Annotated in this window: 15 protein-coding genes; 4 read left to right on the top strand and 11 right to left on the bottom strand. The window is 48.5% G+C overall.

Going from position 1 to position 18,857, the window contains the following annotated elements; all coding sequences use genetic code 11:
• Positions 1-379 precede the first annotated feature (379 nt).
• Positions 380-2,626, bottom strand: a complete 2,247-nt coding sequence (locus D9Y29_RS05410; RefSeq protein ID WP_127125775.1) for a sodium-translocating pyrophosphatase — start codon at positions 2,624-2,626, stop codon at positions 380-382.
• Positions 2,627-2,733: 107 nt separating this feature from the next.
• Positions 2,734-5,826, bottom strand: coding sequence for an AsmA family protein (locus D9Y29_RS05405; protein ID WP_127125773.1), 3,093 nt, complete (start codon positions 5,824-5,826; stop codon positions 2,734-2,736).
• Positions 5,827-5,930: 104 nt separating this feature from the next.
• Here D9Y29_RS05405 and D9Y29_RS05400 point away from each other — a divergent pair, with 104 nt between their 5' ends.
• The 3 genes from D9Y29_RS05400 to D9Y29_RS05390 all read left to right on the top strand — a co-directional run bounded on the left by D9Y29_RS05400 (position 5,931) and on the right by D9Y29_RS05390 (position 8,271).
• Positions 5,931-6,539: a TrmH family RNA methyltransferase gene (locus D9Y29_RS05400; RefSeq protein WP_127125771.1), complete on the top strand. Its 609-nt coding sequence runs from the start codon at positions 5,931-5,933 to the stop codon at positions 6,537-6,539.
• 181 nt (positions 6,540-6,720) lie between these two features.
• Complete coding sequence (locus tag D9Y29_RS05395) at positions 6,721-7,209, top strand: TlpA disulfide reductase family protein (RefSeq protein WP_127125769.1); 489 nt, start codon at positions 6,721-6,723, stop codon at positions 7,207-7,209.
• A gap of 369 nt (positions 7,210-7,578) precedes the next feature.
• Positions 7,579-8,271, top strand: a complete 693-nt coding sequence (locus D9Y29_RS05390; protein ID WP_127125767.1) for a hypothetical protein — start codon at positions 7,579-7,581, stop codon at positions 8,269-8,271.
• A gap of 102 nt (positions 8,272-8,373) precedes the next feature.
• On the opposite strand, the gene D9Y29_RS05385 is transcribed toward D9Y29_RS05390, so the two are convergent.
• The 8 genes from D9Y29_RS05385 to miaB all read right to left on the bottom strand — a co-directional run bounded on the left by D9Y29_RS05385 (position 8,374) and on the right by miaB (position 15,677).
• Positions 8,374-8,982, bottom strand: a complete 609-nt coding sequence (locus D9Y29_RS05385; protein WP_127125765.1) for a thioredoxin family protein — start codon at positions 8,980-8,982, stop codon at positions 8,374-8,376.
• Positions 8,983-9,018: 36 nt separating this feature from the next.
• Positions 9,019-9,978 carry a YihY/virulence factor BrkB family protein gene (locus tag D9Y29_RS05380; protein ID WP_127125763.1) on the bottom strand — a complete coding sequence of 320 codons (960 nt, stop codon included), beginning with the start codon at positions 9,976-9,978 and terminating at the stop codon, positions 9,019-9,021.
• A gap of 15 nt (positions 9,979-9,993) precedes the next feature.
• Complete coding sequence (mltG, locus tag D9Y29_RS05375; protein ID WP_127125761.1) at positions 9,994-11,049, bottom strand: endolytic transglycosylase MltG; 1,056 nt, start codon at positions 11,047-11,049, stop codon at positions 9,994-9,996.
• Positions 11,050-11,126: 77 nt separating this feature from the next.
• On the bottom strand, positions 11,127-11,471 hold the full coding sequence (gene secG / locus D9Y29_RS05370) for a preprotein translocase subunit SecG (RefSeq protein ID WP_127125759.1): 345 nt from the start codon (positions 11,469-11,471) through the stop codon (positions 11,127-11,129).
• Between the two features lies 1 nt (position 11,472).
• Complete coding sequence (locus D9Y29_RS05365; protein WP_127125758.1) at positions 11,473-12,408, bottom strand: tetratricopeptide repeat-containing protein; 936 nt, start codon at positions 12,406-12,408, stop codon at positions 11,473-11,475.
• 39 nt (positions 12,409-12,447) lie between these two features.
• On the bottom strand, positions 12,448-12,975 hold the full coding sequence (gene lptE / locus D9Y29_RS05360) for an LPS assembly lipoprotein LptE (protein WP_127125756.1): 528 nt from the start codon (positions 12,973-12,975) through the stop codon (positions 12,448-12,450).
• Complete coding sequence (locus D9Y29_RS05355) at positions 12,959-14,221, bottom strand: sigma-54 interaction domain-containing protein (protein WP_127125754.1); 1,263 nt, start codon at positions 14,219-14,221, stop codon at positions 12,959-12,961. The genes lptE and D9Y29_RS05355 overlap by 17 nt, the downstream gene beginning before the upstream one ends.
• A 37-nt stretch (positions 14,222-14,258) precedes the next feature.
• Positions 14,259-15,677, bottom strand: coding sequence for a tRNA (N6-isopentenyl adenosine(37)-C2)-methylthiotransferase MiaB (gene miaB / locus D9Y29_RS05350; protein ID WP_127125752.1), 1,419 nt, complete (start codon positions 15,675-15,677; stop codon positions 14,259-14,261).
• Positions 15,678-15,788: 111 nt separating this feature from the next.
• Between miaB and D9Y29_RS05345 the strand changes: the two genes are divergently transcribed.
• Positions 15,789-18,212 (top strand): TonB-dependent receptor, encoded by a 2,424-nt coding sequence (locus D9Y29_RS05345; protein ID WP_164735264.1) that lies wholly within the window; start codon positions 15,789-15,791, stop codon positions 18,210-18,212.
• 155 nt (positions 18,213-18,367) lie between these two features.
• Here D9Y29_RS05345 and D9Y29_RS05340 read toward each other — a convergent pair whose 3' ends face one another.
• Positions 18,368-18,652, bottom strand: a complete 285-nt coding sequence (locus D9Y29_RS05340; protein ID WP_127125748.1) for a hypothetical protein — start codon at positions 18,650-18,652, stop codon at positions 18,368-18,370.
• Between the last annotated feature and the right edge of the window lie 205 nt (positions 18,653-18,857).

The following is an 18,857-nucleotide window of genomic DNA, read 5'->3' as shown; positions in this document are numbered from 1 at the left end:
TTTACGACATGTTTCGTAATAAAAAGTTAAGAAGCTCCTACAATTTGTACCAATATGTGGATAAACCGGAGGGAAATTCTATGAATGGCGGTATATAAAGGCCAGGTGGAATGCGGTAGGAAGTAGTGAAAAAGTAGTCTGATAGTAGTGAGATTGTAGTGAAACAGTACTGAAAACAGGCTGGATAGTACTGAGATCGTAGTGAGACAGTAGTGAGCTGGTACTAAGCGGGCAAATACGGACCATGTAAAATGTAAAAGTCCCCGTATGGAAATACAGGGACTTTTGGTATTTGGTATGATATAGTGCTTAGTTGTGAACGACAAAGATAAAATCTTCCGGGGATATTTTCAAAGTTTATCCCTTAAAATTTTTCGGATTATTTTGCCGAATAAACAACGGCATTGTCTGCAGTAGCTACAACTCCGGCCTTTGCAGTGGTTGTGTTTTCCACTTTTTTGGCGGGAGCTTTCACTTCAGGAATGCCATATCCATGGATCTGCGCCAGGGTGGGAGCCACAACCAGTGAAACGATCGACATCAGTTTGATGAGGATGTTCATGGAAGGGCCGGAAGTGTCCTTGAAAGGATCACCTACGGTATCGCCTGTTACAGATGCTTTATGTGGTTCTGATTTCTTATAATAGATCTGCCCGTTGATCTCAACGCCTTTCTCGAAAGATTTCTTGGCGTTGTCCCATGCACCACCTGCATTGTTCTGGAACATGCCCATCAGTACACCACTCACGGTAGCGCCTGCGAGGAAACCACCGAGTGCTTCAGGACCGAAAGCAAAGCCCATGATCAATGGAGAGAGGATAGCAATAGCGCCGGGCAGCATCATCTTTTTAATGGATGCGTCTGTAGAGATCGCCACGCATTTGTCGTACTCTGGTTTACCCTTTCCTTCCATGATGCCGGGGATATCGCGGAACTGGCGACGAACTTCTTCCACCATACTCATGGCTGCTTCTCCAACCGCCCTGATGGCGAGTGCGGAGAAAATGAAGGGGATCATTGCTCCCACGAACAGTGAAGCCAGTACATCGGCTTTATAAATATTGATAGCGTCCCCGAGATCATAACCATTGTTCTTGATCACACCTACATAAGCGGCGAAGAGTGCAAGAGCGGTGAGGGCTGCAGAGGCGATGGCAAAACCCTTACCAGTAGCCGCAGTTGTATTACCTACTGCATCCAGTACATCGGTTTTTTCACGCACTTCTTTGGGAAGCTCGCTCATTTCAGCGATACCGCCTGCGTTGTCTGCAATAGGTCCGAAGGCGTCGATCGCCAGCTGCATCGCAGTGGTGGCCATCATACCGGCAGCAGCGATGGCAACGCCATACAGGCCTGCACAGGCATAAGAACCATAGATACCGCCTGCCAGCACGAGGATCGGCAGGAGTGTAGACTCCATGCCAACAGCCAGACCACCGATCACGTTGGTGGCATGTCCGGTGCCCGACTGACGAACGATACTCAGCACCGGGCGTTTACCCATTGCCGTATAGTATTCAGTGATGATGCTCATGAGTGTTCCTACTGCAAGACCTACACCGATAGCGCCGAGCACACCCCATTTGGTGAACTCATATCCGCGCAGGGTCATCGTTTCAGGAAGGAGCCAGTATACCAGTCCAACAGAAGCGAGGGCGGTGAGCACGATGGATCCCCAGTTACCCATATTGAGGGCTTTCTGAACAGCGTCTGTGCTGATACCGGCTGAATCGCTGATGCGAACGAACCAGGTTCCTACAATAGAGAAGAGGATACCGATACCGGCAATCAGCATCGGAAGAAGGATGGGGCTCAGTCCACCGAATGCATCCACTGCAATGGTTTCCTGTCCCAGTACCATCGTTGCCAGTACAGTAGCCACATAGGAACCGAAGAGGTCGGCGCCCATGCCGGCAACGTCGCCCACGTTATCGCCTACGTTATCGGCGATGGTGGCGGGGTTGCGGGGATCATCTTCCGGAATGCCTGCTTCCACTTTACCTACGAGGTCGGCGCCAACGTCGGCAGCCTTGGTGTAGATCCCTCCGCCCACGCGGGCGAAGAGGGCGATGGATTCAGCACCGAGGGAGAAACCTGTGAGTACTTCGATGGCTTTCACCATGTCTGCACTGTTCACGGAAGAACCATCGGGGACCAGCAGGGCCTTTACTATAATGAAGAGACCGCCGAGGCCGAGTACAGCCAGTCCGGCTACACCCAGTCCCATCACGGAACCTCCTGTGAAGGAAACGGAGAGGGCTTTCTTCAGGCTGGTGCGGGCGGCATTGGCAGTGCGGACGTTGGCCTTGGTGGCAACGCGCATACCGATGAAACCTGCAAGGGCGCTGAAAAATGCTCCGATAATAAATGCAATGGCGATTGACCAGTGTGAGTGCGGATTGGAACTGGCCATGAAGCCAAGGAGAAGGGCTACAATCACTACAAAGTAAGCCAGGATCTTCCATTCTGCTTTGAGAAAGGCCATGGCTCCGTCAGCGATATAGGTGGAGATCTCTTTCATCCGATCACTACCGGCGTCCTGTTGGGAAACCCATTTGAATTTGACCATAGTGTACAGGAGCCCGAGAACACCCATCGCGGGAACCAGATAAATCAGTTTATCCATAAGCAATTCAATTCGTAAGTTCTGATCTTAGTTTGTTTTAAGGAGGGCAAAAATAGGGGAAAACGGCTGTATTAACCTGTGCTCCCCTATTTTTTTTGGTAGTTTCATCATTGCTTCGTACTATCCGCCGCTGGTTTCTTTTTCTTGAGTAGGTTATCGAGTAATCCTTTACCCGTCTTTTCCAGGTCTTTCTTAATATCTTGTTTCTCCCCGGAAGTATCTTTCTTACCACTCAGTTGTTTGGCCAGTTCATCTTTCAATGCGGCAGCAGCTTTTTTCTTCGCGGATTCCAGGGAGTCCTTCGCCTGTTGTTTGGCTACGGCCAGTGCGCTGTCGGCGGCGCGTTTCTTTGCTTCCACAAACTCTTCGGCCTGTGCTTTCATGTCCTGCGCCAGGCTGCCACCTGAACCTTTGAGATCGGTTTTGATGGCGGGATTGGTAATGGAGCCGCCCAGGTTCACCTTGAAGCTGATGGTTTCGTTGATGTTCACGGGAATGCCTTTGGCATTGGCCTGCGAAGCCAGGTTGTTCACCAGTTCATTGGCCTGGCTGCCCAGTTTGGCGCGGGGCACTTTGAGGTTGATCACATAATCCAGGCTTTGATCAAGGCCGTGCATACCGCCGATCTCCATATCGATATCCTTCACCTTAACATTGAAAGGTTTCACCAGCACTTTGCCATTGGCGAACTCGAAATAATTCTTGATATCTTTTACGGAAATACTTTGCAGGTCGCTCAGGTTGAGGGTGCTGGCCAGTTTATCGAGCGGACCGAATTTGCTGAGGAAGCCCTGCAGCAAAAACAGTGTACCCTCGCCCGTTAGTGAGCTGAGGTCCGGCATCATATCGCCGCCAAGTTGCCCTTTCACACTCATCTTCGACGTGAGCTTCCCGGCAATGAACTTGCCGATGGGCATCAGTTTCTGAACGGTATTGTAAGCGAAGAAAGTTTTCTGAACGTCCAGGTTTTGCACATCATAAGTAAGGGCGATATCCGGTTTCTTTTTGTTCACGCGGGTGGAGTAGGAGCCGCTGAGGCCGATGGTGCCATCCAGCGCTTCCAGTTTCACATCCTTCATGTACACGGTTTCATCGGCCAGTTGCAGGGAGCCGCTGATATTTTTATAATCCACTTTGTCATAGTGGAGGCTGTTCACTTTTGTATTGAGCGAAAATTTGATATTCTTCGGAACGAGGAAGGGATCGCCGGCTGTTGCAGGCGCGGTTGCACTGTCTTTCTTCTCCTCCGCAGCAGGCGGGGCAGTGGTACCCATGAATTTGTTGAGATCCACTTTGTCTGCATTCACATTGAGCGTTCCGGCCAGCGGTTCATCTTTCAGCGCATATCCGATGAGGTTATCGAAGCTGCCATTGGCATTGAAATTCGTTTGCATGAAATTACCCGCCAGGTTGTTCACGGTAACGTTTTTCGGATTGAAGGTGAAGAGGCTGTTGGTGATGTTCACGCCATCGGGGTAATCCTTCGATTTATAGGAAATGTTTGTCGCTTGTACGGTGCCGTTAGTCTGGATGGCATCATACTGACTTTTATCGATCATCGATTTCTTCCCTTTGAATGCTATATTGGCGTTCACCTGTCCGGCTAAGGAAGTGCCTTGCTCGAAAGTGTAGAACTGCGCTACATTGGCGAGATTGAACCCGCCTTTGAGTGTACCGTCAAATGCAGGATCGGAGGCGGGCGTCTGCAATGATAATGTGAGGTCAGCCATATCTTTTCCCACTTCCACGTGAGCGGCAGGGATCTTCACAACAGTATGGTCTGGCACACCATCAGGGTTACTAACGTCGATGCGTGCACTGGTATTCTGGATCGGCGCAGGGAAGTCGGGTGATGAATAGAATAGTTTACTGATGTCTACAAAGCCCTGCGCGGAAAATTGTCCGGGTTTCTGTTGTGTCACTACGGCCATATTTCCTTTTGCTGCGATATCCGCATTCACGAGGCCCGCGAGTTTGGTGCCATCCGGCAGTTTCACAAATTGCGTGATGCCTGCGAGATCGAGTTTGCCTTTGGCGCCGGCATCGATGTATTGATCGGTGACAGGCTTCTTCAGCAGCAGGTGGAAATCGAAAGGATCAGAGCCGAATTCGATATGCGCTTTGGGGATCTCCACTACGGCATTATCGGTTATGCCATCGGGATTGTCCACTTTCACCTGCAGGTTGATATTCTGCACCGGCTTGGGCAGATCGGGATATTGGAAAAATCCGTTTTCCACCAGGAGGTTCAGGTTATAGGCCGGCATTTGTGCGCCGCTGTAGGTGCCTTTCACGAATCCATTGAGCAGGGCCTTGCCGCTGGTCTTCACTTTAGCGAAATCATTGGCGTATACAGCGGGGATGAGGCTGAGGATGCTCTTGAATTCCGTGCCGGGCGCATTGAAGGCGATGTCCATCTTATAGGTGCTGTCGTTCACCAGCTGGAAGAATCCTTTGGCGGCGATCTTGAGGTCGTTCAATGCGATCTCTTCTGTATTGAAAGTGTATTTGCTGTTCTTGCTGTCGATCTCGATATCGAGGTCGATATTGGTTTGCGTTTTGGCAAGGTAGGGGATGCCTCCATAGGTGAAAGTGACTGCGGAGGCGTTGGTGCCGGTGCTGAGCGTGAAGAGATCGGCGGTGAAGTCGCCGGAGCCTTCGTGGTTGAGGTGATTGATTTCGGCGCTCATTCCGCTGGTGGCATCAGCGTAGTGCACATATGCATCACTGATAGCATACTTCTTCAAATTCATTTTGAAGGAAGATGGCTCTTCAGGTGTTTCAGGAGTTGCAGTTGTGGTATCCGGCAGCATGATATCCCAGTTGGCCTTTCCTTCTTTATTCACGAGGGCATGGATCCTGGGTTGATCAATGTTCACGCGGGTAACTTTGATCTGGTCTCCAAACAAACTGAAAAGATCAACGGCTGCGGAGATCTCTTTGGCGCTGATCAATGTGTCTTTACCGAAGGGCTCGGGGCCTGTAACCTGCAGGTCAGACAACGCAACGGATGCGCTGGGGAAATGCCGGAAGAAACTCAGGCTGAGGTCTGTAAAATCCACTTTGGCAGCAACATTCTTGTTGATCTGCTCTTTAACGATTTTGGCAATCTTGTCTTTGAAAAGATAAGGCGCTGCAAAAAGTATGATGAGCAGCACCAACAGAATAATTCCTGTTACCTTGAAGATCTTTTTCAACATAGGCCATATTGGGTTTAAGTGGCATTAATTGTGAACGAAGATAATAATTTAAAAATACCACGTAATATTGCCAGCGTTGGTGAACTTATCTCAATTTTATTAATATGACACCCGAGCGTTACGAGCGATTGGTATCTGTATTGAACAAACGTCAAAATGATCTTTGCGTGGTGCTGGAGAACGTATTCGATCCACATAATATATCAGCCGTGATGCGCACTTGTGATGCGGTTGGGGTTCAGGAGATCTATGTGTTGAATACGAAGATCCCGCGTCATAAGAAATTTGGCGCCCGCAGCAGCAGCAGTGCGGCCAAATGGCTCACGGTACACCAGTTCACGGATGCAGCGGCCTGTTTTGCAGCCCTTCGATCAAAATATCAGAAGATATTAACTACGCACCTGAGCAGTGATGCAGTAGATTTGTATAGTATCGATTTTGCCGCAGGCAGTGTGGCGCTGGTATTTGGGAATGAGCACAGTGGGGTGAGCGATGAGATCCGCGCACTGGCCGATGGTAATTTTGTAATACCGCAGGTGGGGATCATCAGGTCATTGAATATTTCCGTGGCCTGTGCGGTGAGCCTGTATGAGGCAAAGCGGCAGAAAGTGCTGGCGGGCCATTATGATCAGCGGAGGTATAGCGGGGAGGAACTTAATAGCCTGCTGGAAGACTGGAAGCTGCAATTGCAGGAACCTGATGCAAATACATAGAGAGTGGGCAGTCGCTCGCCTCTGGCGAGTGACTTTTATTTAGTCGCCTCCGGCGACGCGGTGTTCGCCGGAGGCGAACAATTAGAAGTCACTCGCCAGAGGCGAGCGACTGGGCACCCTCCGATAAATTTGTAGCACCCTCCGATAAATTCGTGGGCACACGCTGATAAAACTCATTATTATGAAAAGGTCCATTTTTCTTTTTCTGTTATTGCTGACTGGAATTACCTGTTTCCCGCAATCCGTAAAGAAACTGAAGATCGATCAGCTCATTTCGTATATCGATAGCAGTGACCATCCACTGGTAGTGAGCTTCTGGGCCACCTGGTGTGCACCCTGTGTAGAAGAGGTCCCCTGGCTGCAGGCAGGAGTGGAAAAATATAAAAATGAAAAAGTAGAACTGGTGCTCGTGAGCCTCGATTTCGATTCAGAATATCCAGCCGGATTACAATCTTTCATCAAAAAGAAGAACTTCATCGCCACCTTCTTCTGGCTGGACGAAAGCAACGCAGATTATTTCTGTCCCAAAGTGGATGAGAAATGGAGTGGTGGCATCCCGGCCACGCTGTTCATCAACAAAACCACCGGTTACCGCAAATTCTTCGAACGCCAGTTGACAGACAGGCAGGTGGAACCTGAAATTCGCGCACTGGTAGCATCCGCAAAATAACCAGCAATACCCAAAATATTCTCCCGGTTCTTTTTATAACGCAGATCCCTGAGCGAAAAGAGTTTCTCTCCGGAATTGTTCATTCAGTTGCATGATCCTTCTATTCAAGGCAGTATTCCGCATATGCAGCATACCAGATGATCCTGCGCCGGGTTTAATCACTAATTTGCACCAACACTCCGCGATTCTATCTTCCTATTCAAAAACTTCTTTTTCTGTTTCAAGCCTTTGTCTGTTTACATCCGCGATCGAAAGATTTTTTCACAGTTAAACCTATAATCTTCTATGCTACATGTATGTCGATCCGCTGCCGCCTTTCTGGCGATAGGCGTCGGGCTCCTGTCTGTTTCCTGTAACAAAAAATCAGATGTGCAAAAGCTGCCGGGCGAAGCTGCAGCCAATTACTGGCCTGATCAACGGTATTGCAATATCGATTCCTTCAAACTATCCAATGGAAAGTATTACCGGTTCAATTACAATTATTATGGCAACCCTGTAAGCATCCTCACCAACAGCACCAGCACCGGCGACCCCAACTGGTTCTTTTATTATGACGAACAAAGAAGGATGAACAAGTATATCCGGCTATATGATAACGGTGTTACTTTTGAAACTTACAAAAAGTTCTTCTATGACGCCAGCAACAGGGTAACACATGATTCGGCCTATAATTTCGGAGAGCTCACCAACGGAGTGCCAACTTTCTGGATGTCTTACAGCAAAACTGATTACTATTATGATTCCCTTGGACGCATCAGCCGCACCAACACTATATTCCCCCAGTCACCTGGCGATACCATGAAACAAGTGTTCAATTACGATGTGAATGGTAACCTCATCAAGCCGGGCGTTGTGTACGATAACAGGAACAATATTCACAATACCAATAACTGGTGGAGATTGATCGATAAGGATTACAGCAAGAACAACCCTTACAGGGCATCTTCCTATATCGGTTACCTGCTGCCCAGGGATATCACTACCAGTTGGGAAAGCAATTACAGGTATTTCCTCGATATCGATCTGCCTTACGCAACCATAAAGTATATCTGCGGCAACTAGGCTCCGCGTCTATGACCACTGACCACAAAATGGAATTGTACAAAACTGAACAGCCCGGATCCTGTCAGGTCCGGGCTGTTTCCAAGATTTTAAAAACGGGGCTTAACCGAGTCGCTTGATAGTGCATCCCACGGATTTGGAAGTCTTCACACTCACTTCCTTTCCGCCACTGATCTCTGTAATGGCTTCCTGCAGGTGCTTGCGGCTAACGTTCTCTGCTTTACCAGGACTATCATCGATGGCGCCATGGTACACCAGCTTTCCTGATTTATCGAAGAGGAAACATTCAGGTGTTTTAGTGGCGCCGAAAGCATTGGCCAGTTCGCTGTTCTGATCAACTGCATAGTACCAGTTGAACCCTTCTTTGGCTGCATAGGCTTTCATGGCATCGAGTGATTCTGAAGCAGAACGGTTGGCTTCATTGGCATTGAGAAATATCACGCCCACATTTTTGTCCAGTGCAAATTTGCTTACTTCATTGGCGCGTGATGCGTTGTTGATCACCACAGGGCATGTATTGCAGCTGAACATCACCAGCAGTCCATTGGATTTGCGGGCATTGTTCAGTGAAATGTCTTTGCCGGATATATCTTTCATCACTATATCACCCTTAGGCATAGCCGAACCGATGGCGAGTGGTTCGTTGCCGGATCTGAATGCCAGCATCGCCAGTGCAGGCAGCATCAGGCTGAACAGGAGTTTTCTTTTCATGACAATTTATTTATGTGTACAAAGTTTACGAAAAAATCATGGAACGGGCACGCCGCTCGTCTCGTGTTTCGCCCTTTCATCCGCCAGCGCTTTGAGGGAGTGAATGCTTACATTTAACTCGTATCCGATCAATAGCACCAGGGCATTGATATAGATCAGTATCATAGCCACAATGATGGTGCCAATAGAGCCATAGAGAGCGTTATATTTTCCGAAATTGCTCACGAAGAAACTGAATCCCAGTGTTGCCAGCAGGCTGAGGAAAGTGGCCAGGATGGAACCGGGGGAGAATAGCTTCCAGCGTTTCTGGATAGCAGGTGCGTATTTGTAAATGAATGCGATGGCATAGAACACCAGGCCGATGATGAAGATCCATCGGAACCAGGCCAGCAAGGCCGCCCATTTGGCGCCAACGCCCAGCCATCTCAATACCACGCCCTGCATGGCCAGCAGGATCAGGCAGGCCACCAGCAGGCCAAGGATGATGAAGGTGAGTTTGATGGCCGTCCAGCGGCTCTTCAGGTCGCTACGCTTTTCGAAGCCCGCATAGTTCTTGTTGAAGCTGCGCATCAGTCCCATCATACCGTTACTGGCAAAGAAGATGAGCAGGAGGAAACCGAAGGAGATGAGGCCAACCCTGGATTGATTCAGGAAGCCATCCACAAAATCGATGATGCCCTGGTTGTATTCCTGTGCAGGGATCATATCTGTGATCAGGTTGTGTAACTGTGTGGCGATGGTATCTTTCGGAATAAAAGGAAGATTGGGGATCAGCGTAAAGATGAAAAGGCAGGTGGGCGGGATGGCCATGATGAAGTTGTAGGCCACGGCGGAGGCCCGCTCGGTAAGACCCTCTTTTTTCACTTCGGAAATAAAGAAAACGATCACATCATACAAAGGCACTTTGTCGAAGCCCGGCAAAATGATATGCTTGCTCTTTTCTGTGAGGAATTTCACAGGAGGCAGGTTGAGTAAGATGCGTTCAAGTTTGGTCATGCCGCTTTGCCGGTTTTATTTTTGAGTGCCGATATCTTCTTTGGCAGCTTTTCTTTTCGCCATCACAGAGTCAAGCGCTTTCTGGAATGCTTTGGCATTCACCAGGTGCTCTGTGTAGGTTTCGCTGAAAGTATGCCTGCCGGAAAAATCGCTCTTCGCTACAAAGAAAAGATAATCGGTAACAGGCTGGTCCAGTACTGCGTCTATAGTTACCAGTGAGGGCGTACAGATCGGCCCGGGAGGCAATCCTGTTACACGATAGGTGTTGTAAGGGCTCTCTGCCGTCAAATGTTTCAGGTAGATCCTGCGCAGCGTGAAATCGCCCAGCGCAAATTTAACTGTAGGATCGGCCTGCAGTTTCAGTCCTTTCTTATACCGGTTGTAATACACGCTGGCGATATTGCCTTTCTCTTCATTGGCGTTGGTCTCTTCCTCCACGATACTGGCCAGCGTATATACCTGGCCGGGAGTGAGTCCCAGTTTGCCGGCCTTTGCTTTTCTTTCATCGTTCCAAACCTTCCTGTATTCTGCAAAGAACTTTTTGAAGATGCCGGTAGGAGTGTTGTTCCAGAAGTAGGTATAGGTATTGGGATAGATGGCGGTCATGATACTGGTGGAATCGAAGCCATATAAATTCATGGAATCGGCATTGTTCATATAGTTCATCACGGAAGCGGAATCGCATTCGAACCTGCGGCCGATCAGGGCTGCCAGGTCCTGGCGTGTGCGCAGTTTGGTGATCACGAGATTTACGGGGCTCTGTTGTCCGTTGCGCAGCATGCGTACGATATTGAAGAGGCTCATGCCTTTGCGGACCTCGTAACGGCCCGGTTTGATTTTCTGGTCAAGGTCCATACGATGGCCCAGCCACTCGAAGGAGCCCGGGTTTTTGACCAGGTTGCTGTCGCGCAACGTTTTGATCAGTTCAGAAAATGTAGCCTGTCCTGTTCTGATGTACAGGTATTTGTGTTTGTTTTCAAAAGTGGTATTGGAGGTAAAGAATCGCATACCAATCACAGCTGCGGCAAGCAGCAGTACGATAAGCAATCCCAGTATCAGTTTTTTCCACATGATGTTCCGGATTGATGCTGTAAATTAAAAAACCCTGCTGATTTCAGCAGGGTATATTGAAAAACTTGTAATAAATATTAAGGCTGTGTTGCTGGCTGTTGCATTGGAACAGTGTTGGAAGGCTGTGCAGCAGGAGGCGGAGTAGCCGCTTTGGGAGCTGCAGTAGGAGGCGCTTCAACACCACCTTTGGAAGAACCGCCGGCAATGAAAAAAGAAGAGAACAGGCAGAGCAGGCCGATTGCAACAGCCATTACCCAGGTTCCTTTTTCCAGGACGTCAGTAGTCTGTTTCACACCCATGAACTGGTTGTTAAATCCTGCGATGTTACCTGCCAGGCCACCACCTTTGGGATTCTGGATCAGGATGAACAAGCTGATCACGGCGGTCAGGATAATGATCAGCACCAGGAATAAATACATCATATCACAAAGCTTTTAATTGTTGTATACGGTCTGCAAAATAAGGGCTTTTGACCGGATTCTGCAAACTTAATTTCTCGTAAATGGCAATGGCTTTCCGGTAGTTACCCTGTTTTACCCAAACTTCCGCCATCGCTTCAGTTACAATGTCTTTGCCCTCGATACTGGTGTCTGCAATGTTCTGAATGGTTTGCTGTGTGGTATCGTCCAGTGCGGCGCCATTGATGGCTGCCGGACCAACGCGCTTCATGCTGCGCAGCCACTCGGTAAAGCTCTTCAATTGCTGTCCCAGTTTATCTTTGGCCAGTTCTTCCAGTTTGAGTTTGATACCCTGGCTTGCGAAATAATCGATGGTATGATAGGGATCGAACCCGATCTCGTTAATAACCGGTGATGAAGCTCCTGCGGCTTCTGCCAGCGCCACGGCTGATGGCGTTCCTTCCCTGTTCTCTGTTTTCTGTTCCGCAGGCTTTTGTTCTGTTTCAGTTTTGTCTTCAGCAGGCTGGCCGGCAATAGCGGCTTTGTGCTCCACAGCAGGATCGGAAATATTCATGGAAGGCGTTGCATGAGAAGCCTTGTTCTCGATGGCAGTGATATCACTTGAAGCGGGTGCTGTATGCGCAACTACCACTTTCTCTTCATCCTGCTCGGGCTCGTCGGTCATGGTAATGGCGGCTTTCAATCCTTCGAGATTGGCCTCGGGATGTTCCTGCAACTGCCAGTAAAGCCATGCAGGATTGTTGAAATATAAGCTGGTGCGAAGCGCCTGGTCATGAAATGCATCCTGGTTATCGTGGCGCATTTTTTCTGCCAGCAGGAACTGGCCGATGATCGCATAGGGATAGTCGTTCGTGAACTGTTGCAGATCGGCTTCCGCTACATCGTGCAGACTGTTCTTCTGAAAAAAATGTTGAACGATGGATTGAATATGTTGTTGCATGAACAGGGCTTGTGTATTTCGCTGTTGATTGATGATGGGCTACCAGTTGGAGAAGATCTTGTTGAAGATCTCGTCTGTCATGTTCTGAATGATGCTTTCCGTCAACTGGGCTTCCGCACTCTGAAGGCTTTGTGTGGCCGGGAACTCGAAACTGCGTGATACCGGTGACTCAAAGTTCTTGGTAGGGTCCAGGTTATTCTTGAAGATTACTGTAACGGTTACGGTTAAACGGTTTGTAGCCGCTTGTTGCTGACTGATACCGGAAGTGGTTACGGAATAATCGCTGACATAACCTCCAATATCATAATGGGCATCATCGCCCTGCACCAGCGTGAGGCGGGTCTGGTTGTTCACTTTTTGCCTCAGTTTATCTGTCAGTTGCGGACTCAGTTGCGGGTTGATGTACCTTGCTTTATTCTCGATGAAATTCACTCTTGCCGTTTTTACATCCGGCGGAATACTAACATCCTTGAAAGAATAGCATCCGCTGAAAATAGCCAGTAGCAGGCATCCTGCTGCAAGAAGGTTTACCCGCAGGGCTTTCGATACATTACTCTTTGATATCATATTCTTTCAACTTACGGTAAAGGGTCCTTTCACTGATGCCCAGATCTGTGGCGGCATCTTTTCTTTTTCCCTTATGTTTTTTAAGCGCTTTGATGATCAGTTCCTTTTCCTTGTCCATGATGTTCAGGCTCTCTTCCACTTCTTCATGATGGTGAATATCATCATCGTGATGGATCATCACCGGTTGCATGGGCCCCTGCACGGCTGCAGGCTGGGAGTGGGGGATGAGGCCGGTGGTGCTCAGCACTTCCTTGTTTTTGAGTTCGTTGATGAGCGCCTGGTTCTGCGCCGCGGCCATGCCGGGGTTCTGCAGGATCTCCACGAACATTTTCTTGAGCTCGGTCACATCTTTCTTCATATCGAAGAAGAGTTTGTACAGGATCTCCCGCTCATTGGCAAACTCATGTCCGTTGGCGGAACCGCCGCCGGGCTGAGGGCTAACCAGTACGGGTAAGCGAGAAAAGTCCCTGTCAGGCAAAAAGCGTCTGATCTCTGCGCCGGTGACCATCTTATCATTTGCCAGCACGCTCATTTGCTCTGCAATATTCTTCAGTTCGCGCACATTGCCGGGCCAGGAGTAGTTAATTAACAACTCTTTCGCCTCATCGTCCAGCTGCAGGGGAGAAGCTTTGTACTTTTCTGCAAAATCAACGGCAAACCTGCGGAAGAGCAGGCCGATGTCCTCTTTCCTGTCTCTCAATGCCGGAACACGGATGGGCACGGTGCTCAACCTGTAATAAAGGTCTTCCCTGAATCTCCCTTTCTGCGTGAATTCCAGCAGGTCTTTATTGGTGGCGGCAATCACGCGCACATCTGTTTTCTGCACTTTGGAAGAGCCCACGCGGATGAACTCACCTGTTTCCAGTACGCGCAACAAACGTGCCTGAGTGCCCAGGGGCATTTCACCGATCTCATCGAGAAAGATAGTGCCGCCATTGACAGTTTCAAAATATCCTTTGCGGGAATCCACGGCTCCTGTGAAAGAGCCCTTTTCATGCCCGAACAATTCTGAATCGATGGTGCCTTCCGGTATCGCGCCACAGTTCACCGCAATAAAGGGATTGTGCTTCCGGGCGGATAATGCATGGATCACCTGCGAAAATGCTTCTTTACCAGTACCGCTTTCTCCATTGATGAGAACGGTTAGGTCTGTATTGGCTACCGTGGCTGCCACCTGCAATGCGTAATTCAGTGCGGGTGAGTTCCCGATAATACCAAACCGGTTTTTGATTGATTGGATATCCATATTCACAACTCGTTTAGCTCCTTTCTGACAATATTACTTATACGATCTCTCCCAGCAGCGTGGCTTTGGTGCAATCTGTGACTTTAACCATCACATAATCGCCTTTGTTCACTTTATGATCGCCTTTGGGAAAAACCAACATTTTGTTCTGACTGTTCCTGCCTTTCCAGTCGTTCCCACTTTTCTTACTGTCGCCTTCGATCAGCACCTTGAACGTTTTGCCCAGGTCGCGCTGATTGCTTTCATGACTGAGCTTATTTTGTAGATGCACGATCTCTTCCAGTCTTCTCTTCTTCACGTCTTCAGGAATATCATCTTCATAGCGGCGGGCAGCAAGGGTGCCGGGCCTTTCACTGTAAAAGAACATATAGCTCAGGTCATATTTGCTGTATTCCATCAGGCTCATGGTTTCCTGGTGCTCTTCTTCGGTTTCGGTACAGAAACCTGCAATGATATCGGAGCTGATGCCACAGTCCGGTATGATGGAACGGATCCTGTCTACTTTTGCAATATACCATTCGCGGGTATAGGTGCGGTTCATCAGCTGTAACACACGTGTGGAGCCGCTTTGAACGGGAAGATGTATGTACTTGCAGATGTTCTCGTACTTCGCCATGGTATGCAGCACTTCATCTGTGATATCTTTCGGATGTGAAGTCGAGAACCGAACGCGGAGCAGTGGACTGATCAGCGCCACTTTTTCCAGCAGCTGCGCAAAGTTTACCATCGTGTCGGTGGATTCATCCACCCAATAGTAACTGTCTACATTCTGTCCCAATAAGGTCACTTCTTTATATCCTTCATCAAATAATACCTGGCATTCGTTTACGATGCTGATGGCATCCCGGCTTCTTTCCCTTCCCCTGGTGAAAGGCACCACGCAGAAGGAGCACATATTGTTACAGCCGCGCATGATGCTTACGAATGCGGAAACACCGTCGCCGCCGAGGCGCACGGGCGCAATGTCTGCATAAGTTTCTTCGCGGCTGAGCAGCACGTTCACAGCTTTCTGCCCGCCTTCTGCTTCAGTGATCAGTGAAGGCAGTGTGCGATAGGCATCGGGGCCAACTACTATATCAACCAGTTTCTCTTCTTCGAGGAATTTCGATTTGAGACGCTCTGCCATACAGCCGAGTACGCCGATCAGCGCGCCGGGCCTGTTCAGCTTCACTTTGCGGAGATCGGTCAGGCGTTTGCGAACGGTTTGTTCGGCCTTCTCGCGGATAGAACAGGTATTGATGAGAATGAGATCGGCTTCCTCGTAATTACGGGTAGCGCCGAAGCCGCCTTCCTGCAGAATGGAAGCCACCACTTCGCTGTCCGCGAAATTCATCTGGCAACCATAACTTTCTATATAAAATCTCTTGCTGAATTGTTGCACACCAGCCTGTTCAGGGGCAAAGGCTTCTCCCTGGCGGCTCTCGTCATGTTTCTTCTGGGTAATGAAATCCAACATCGCATTCTGAAATTAAAGGGGCAAAGATAGGGAAAAGTCCTGTTAAATGACAGGATGACAGTTGTTTGTCTGTATACGGGTTTGCGTTATCTTTACGCGTGTATGCCCCTAATGAGACCATTCCTAATTGTTTGCTGCTGCCTGCTCCTGGTAACCTTATCTGCCTCCGGCCAGGATAAGCAGTCGAAATCCGCGCCCGGCCTGATCACCGGCAACGTGATAGATACCCTGCAGAAAGCTGTTGCCGATGCATCTGTATCACTCCGGCCGTTCAATGATTTGCTCCCCACTCGCAATACACGTACAGACCAGAACGGAAATTTCGAGTTTGAGCGCCTCCCTTTTGGTTATTATAAATTATCCATCAGTTATATTGGTTTCCGCCCGCTGACGCTTGACAGTATCTGGATCCGCGCCGAACGCTATGATTTCAATATGAGCGATCTCACGCTCAAACCCAATACAGATACAGCTTTGGAAGAAGTAGTTGTGTATGCAGAGAAGCCCCTGATCCAGAGCCGTGATGGCAATATCACTTTCAATGCCGGCGAATCCGCGCTCAGTGCGGGCTCCAACGCTGCCGAACTGCTGAAGAGCGTTCCCCTGGTAGCCAATGACCCCGATGGTAAACTGGTGGTGAGAGGCCGTGAACCTAAAATACTGATCGACGATAAGCCCGTTGAACTGAATGCACAACAACTGGCAGACCTGCTGGAAAGTCTTCCCGGCAGTATGATCGAGAAGATCGAAGTAATGACCAACCCGCCGCCGCAGTATGCCAATGAACAGGGCGGTGTGATCAATATCGTTACCAAAAAAGGTAAAGTGGGGATGGGAGCAAGGCTTACCCTTACCGCGGGTACACGCGGTGAATACGGCGCCAGCGGCAATATCAACTACAGGAAAAAAGGACTGGCGGTGAACCTCAATATGGGATTCGCCTACAATGAATTCGACGGGTACAGCCACTCCCTGCGCGAGAACTTCAGAAAGGATTCCACCAACTACTATGCAACAGCAGGCAAGAGTTTCAACAAAGGCATCCGTCCTAACGCCAGGCTCAATATTGATTATGAGCTCGACAAATGGAACTTCTTCAATATACAGGCAACGTATAGCCAGGCCATTACCCGGAATAAATCCGATAACGAATACACCAATATCAATCGCTTTCATGAAGTATACCGGATCAGCCAGCGATCTATCGCTACTGCAGGTAGCAGTATCAGTCCGGTGATCAATTTTACGTATACGCGTAAAGGTAAGAAGCCGGGAGAGTCGCTCCGCTTTATTGCAGGCACAAATACCGCCTGGAACAACAGCGACAGAACCTTCTACGAGATCCCGCTCAACCCGGACTATTCACAAAGGGGAAAAGACAGTACACAATTACAATACAACGAAACACACAACAAGGGGTATAATGCCAGGGTGAATTACGATAAGCAACTAGCCAATAAGAAAACCTCCATCAGTACCGGCGGTTCTTATATATATAGCTTGAATGATATCAATGTGGATGTTTATGGATTACGCAGTGTACCCGTGAAAGAGCTGATGCCGAATACCAATCTCAGCAACAGTTTCGATTTTCGTCAGCGCGTCAGCAATATCCGTGTGGCGGTAAAGCAGCGGCTTTCAGAAAGCCTGTCGGTAACCGGCGGCATCACATTGGAAAATACTGATCTGCGCTTCAAGTTGAAAGACGGAGCCAGTGCAGACAACAATTACTCCACCTGGTTGCCATTCTTCAGACTGAGCAAGAAATGGGAAGAAGTGCTGAGCGTGAACCTCAGCTACCGCAAGAGTATCAGAAGGCCCGGCATCAATCATATGAACCCTACGGTGGACATTGCCGATACCAACAATATCCGCTTCGGTAATCCGGACCTGCTGCCTTCCACTTCTCATAATTTCGACCTGGTATTCGGAAGATCAACAGACAAATACTTTCTCAACCTCAGCTTCGGTTACAATAAGGTGAGCGATATCTTTACACAGTTGCGATTGCCTGCGCCGAACGATACCAACAAAACCACCACCAGCTGGTACAATATCGATGGGAGAGAAGAGTATGAGATCAGCACCTGGAATGGATACACTTTCTCCAAAGCGCTCCGCCTGAACCTGAGCGCCAGCTATACTTTCAACAAGTACAGCAGCAGGAATACCAGCTTCATCAACGGTGGCACTTTCACATCCAATTTCAATGGTAATTTTGTGCCGACCGATAAGTGGAATATCACCACCGGTATTACATACAACCGCTTTGCAAATCCGCAGGGAACTGTGCGTAGTAATCTGCGAATGAATTTCGGTGTGCAGCGAAAACTGCTGAAGAAGAAACTGGTGTTAACTTTCAATATGATCGATCCGATCGCAAAGCAGGAATACCGCAGCTTCACCACAACGCCTGCTTACAATATCGAGTCGCTGAGCAGCACCAATACCCGCAATTACAGGATCACCATCGGGTATAACTTCACACAGCTGGGTAAGAAGAAGAAACCAGTTGCGAAGAAAGCCAGCAGCTAATTGAAAAAGTGATCGACCTTGATTCCGGTCAATTTTATGGAAGATTTTTCCTTTCTGCAGTAAAATGTAAGTGGAGGCTATTTTATATTTGTGTTCTCCTTTCAACAATTAGTGATCTGGTATTATTGAACCGCCTGATTGTGTTTACTTCAAAGCTATTTGTTACGCGTCTTTTTTATTTTCCGGTCGGCGTATATCTGGTTATGAACGAGGTTGATCATCTTTTTCTCGTCAACATCAAAGTATTCGGCAATGCTGATGATCTTGCCAATACGGATCCTGGTTACGTTGTTGATATAGCCTGTGAGCGTAGCGTGATTGGTGCGGAGATGATTAATGATAGGAGTGATATCATAGTAGTCGAATATCTCTTTGAAAAGCGTGATCTCGCCTTTGTCTATCATGGAACGGATCTGCTTTAATTGCTTTTCCTTGTTCATGACGCAAATAAACTGAGAGCAGCCGGATTGATTCATATATAAGTATGTTTAGTACTTTAAAAAAGAATCTTTGGTAATCAAGTAGTAGGATATTTACTTTTTTTAGAATGAAAATGTACTTATTTTAGTACGAATAATACTGATCATTTCTTCGTACGCAAGGATTCAGATTTGCGATAATAAACTACTACTGATTCCCTGACAT

Origin of the sequence: Pseudoflavitalea rhizosphaerae (assembly GCF_003991355.1) — a bacterium.
GTDB classification, from domain to species: domain Bacteria; phylum Bacteroidota; class Bacteroidia; order Chitinophagales; family Chitinophagaceae; genus Pseudobacter; species Pseudobacter rhizosphaerae.
This window is presented reverse-complemented; position numbering and strand designations above follow the sequence as displayed.

Bases quoted from the DNA above. Each gene is read 5' to 3' on its own strand.
- secG (WP_127125759.1), bottom strand. From the start codon at position 11,471: ATGATGTATTTATTCCTGGTGCTGATCATTATCCTGACCGCCGTGATC.
- D9Y29_RS05340 (WP_127125748.1), bottom strand. From the start codon at position 18,652: ATGAACAAGGAAAAGCAATTAAAGCAGATCCGTTCCATGATAGACAAA.
- miaB (WP_127125752.1), bottom strand. From the start codon at position 15,677: ATGTTGGATTTCATTACCCAGAAGAAACATGACGAGAGCCGCCAGGGA.
- D9Y29_RS05385 (WP_127125765.1), bottom strand. From the start codon at position 8,982: ATGAAAAGAAAACTCCTGTTCAGCCTGATGCTGCCTGCACTGGCGATG.
- D9Y29_RS05345 (WP_164735264.1), top strand. From the start codon at position 15,789: ATGAGACCATTCCTAATTGTTTGCTGCTGCCTGCTCCTGGTAACCTTA.
- lptE (WP_127125756.1), bottom strand. From the start codon at position 12,975: ATGATATCAAAGAGTAATGTATCGAAAGCCCTGCGGGTAAACCTTCTT.
- D9Y29_RS05380 (WP_127125763.1), bottom strand. From the start codon at position 9,978: ATGACCAAACTTGAACGCATCTTACTCAACCTGCCTCCTGTGAAATTC.
- D9Y29_RS05365 (WP_127125758.1), bottom strand. From the start codon at position 12,408: ATGCAACAACATATTCAATCCATCGTTCAACATTTTTTTCAGAAGAAC.
- D9Y29_RS05410 (WP_127125775.1), bottom strand. From the start codon at position 2,626: ATGGATAAACTGATTTATCTGGTTCCCGCGATGGGTGTTCTCGGGCTC.
- D9Y29_RS05395 (WP_127125769.1), top strand. From the start codon at position 6,721: ATGAAAAGGTCCATTTTTCTTTTTCTGTTATTGCTGACTGGAATTACC.
- D9Y29_RS05355 (WP_127125754.1), bottom strand. From the start codon at position 14,221: ATGGATATCCAATCAATCAAAAACCGGTTTGGTATTATCGGGAACTCA.
- mltG (WP_127125761.1), bottom strand. From the start codon at position 11,049: ATGTGGAAAAAACTGATACTGGGATTGCTTATCGTACTGCTGCTTGCC.
- D9Y29_RS05405 (WP_127125773.1), bottom strand. From the start codon at position 5,826: ATGTTGAAAAAGATCTTCAAGGTAACAGGAATTATTCTGTTGGTGCTG.
- D9Y29_RS05400 (WP_127125771.1), top strand. From the start codon at position 5,931: ATGACACCCGAGCGTTACGAGCGATTGGTATCTGTATTGAACAAACGT.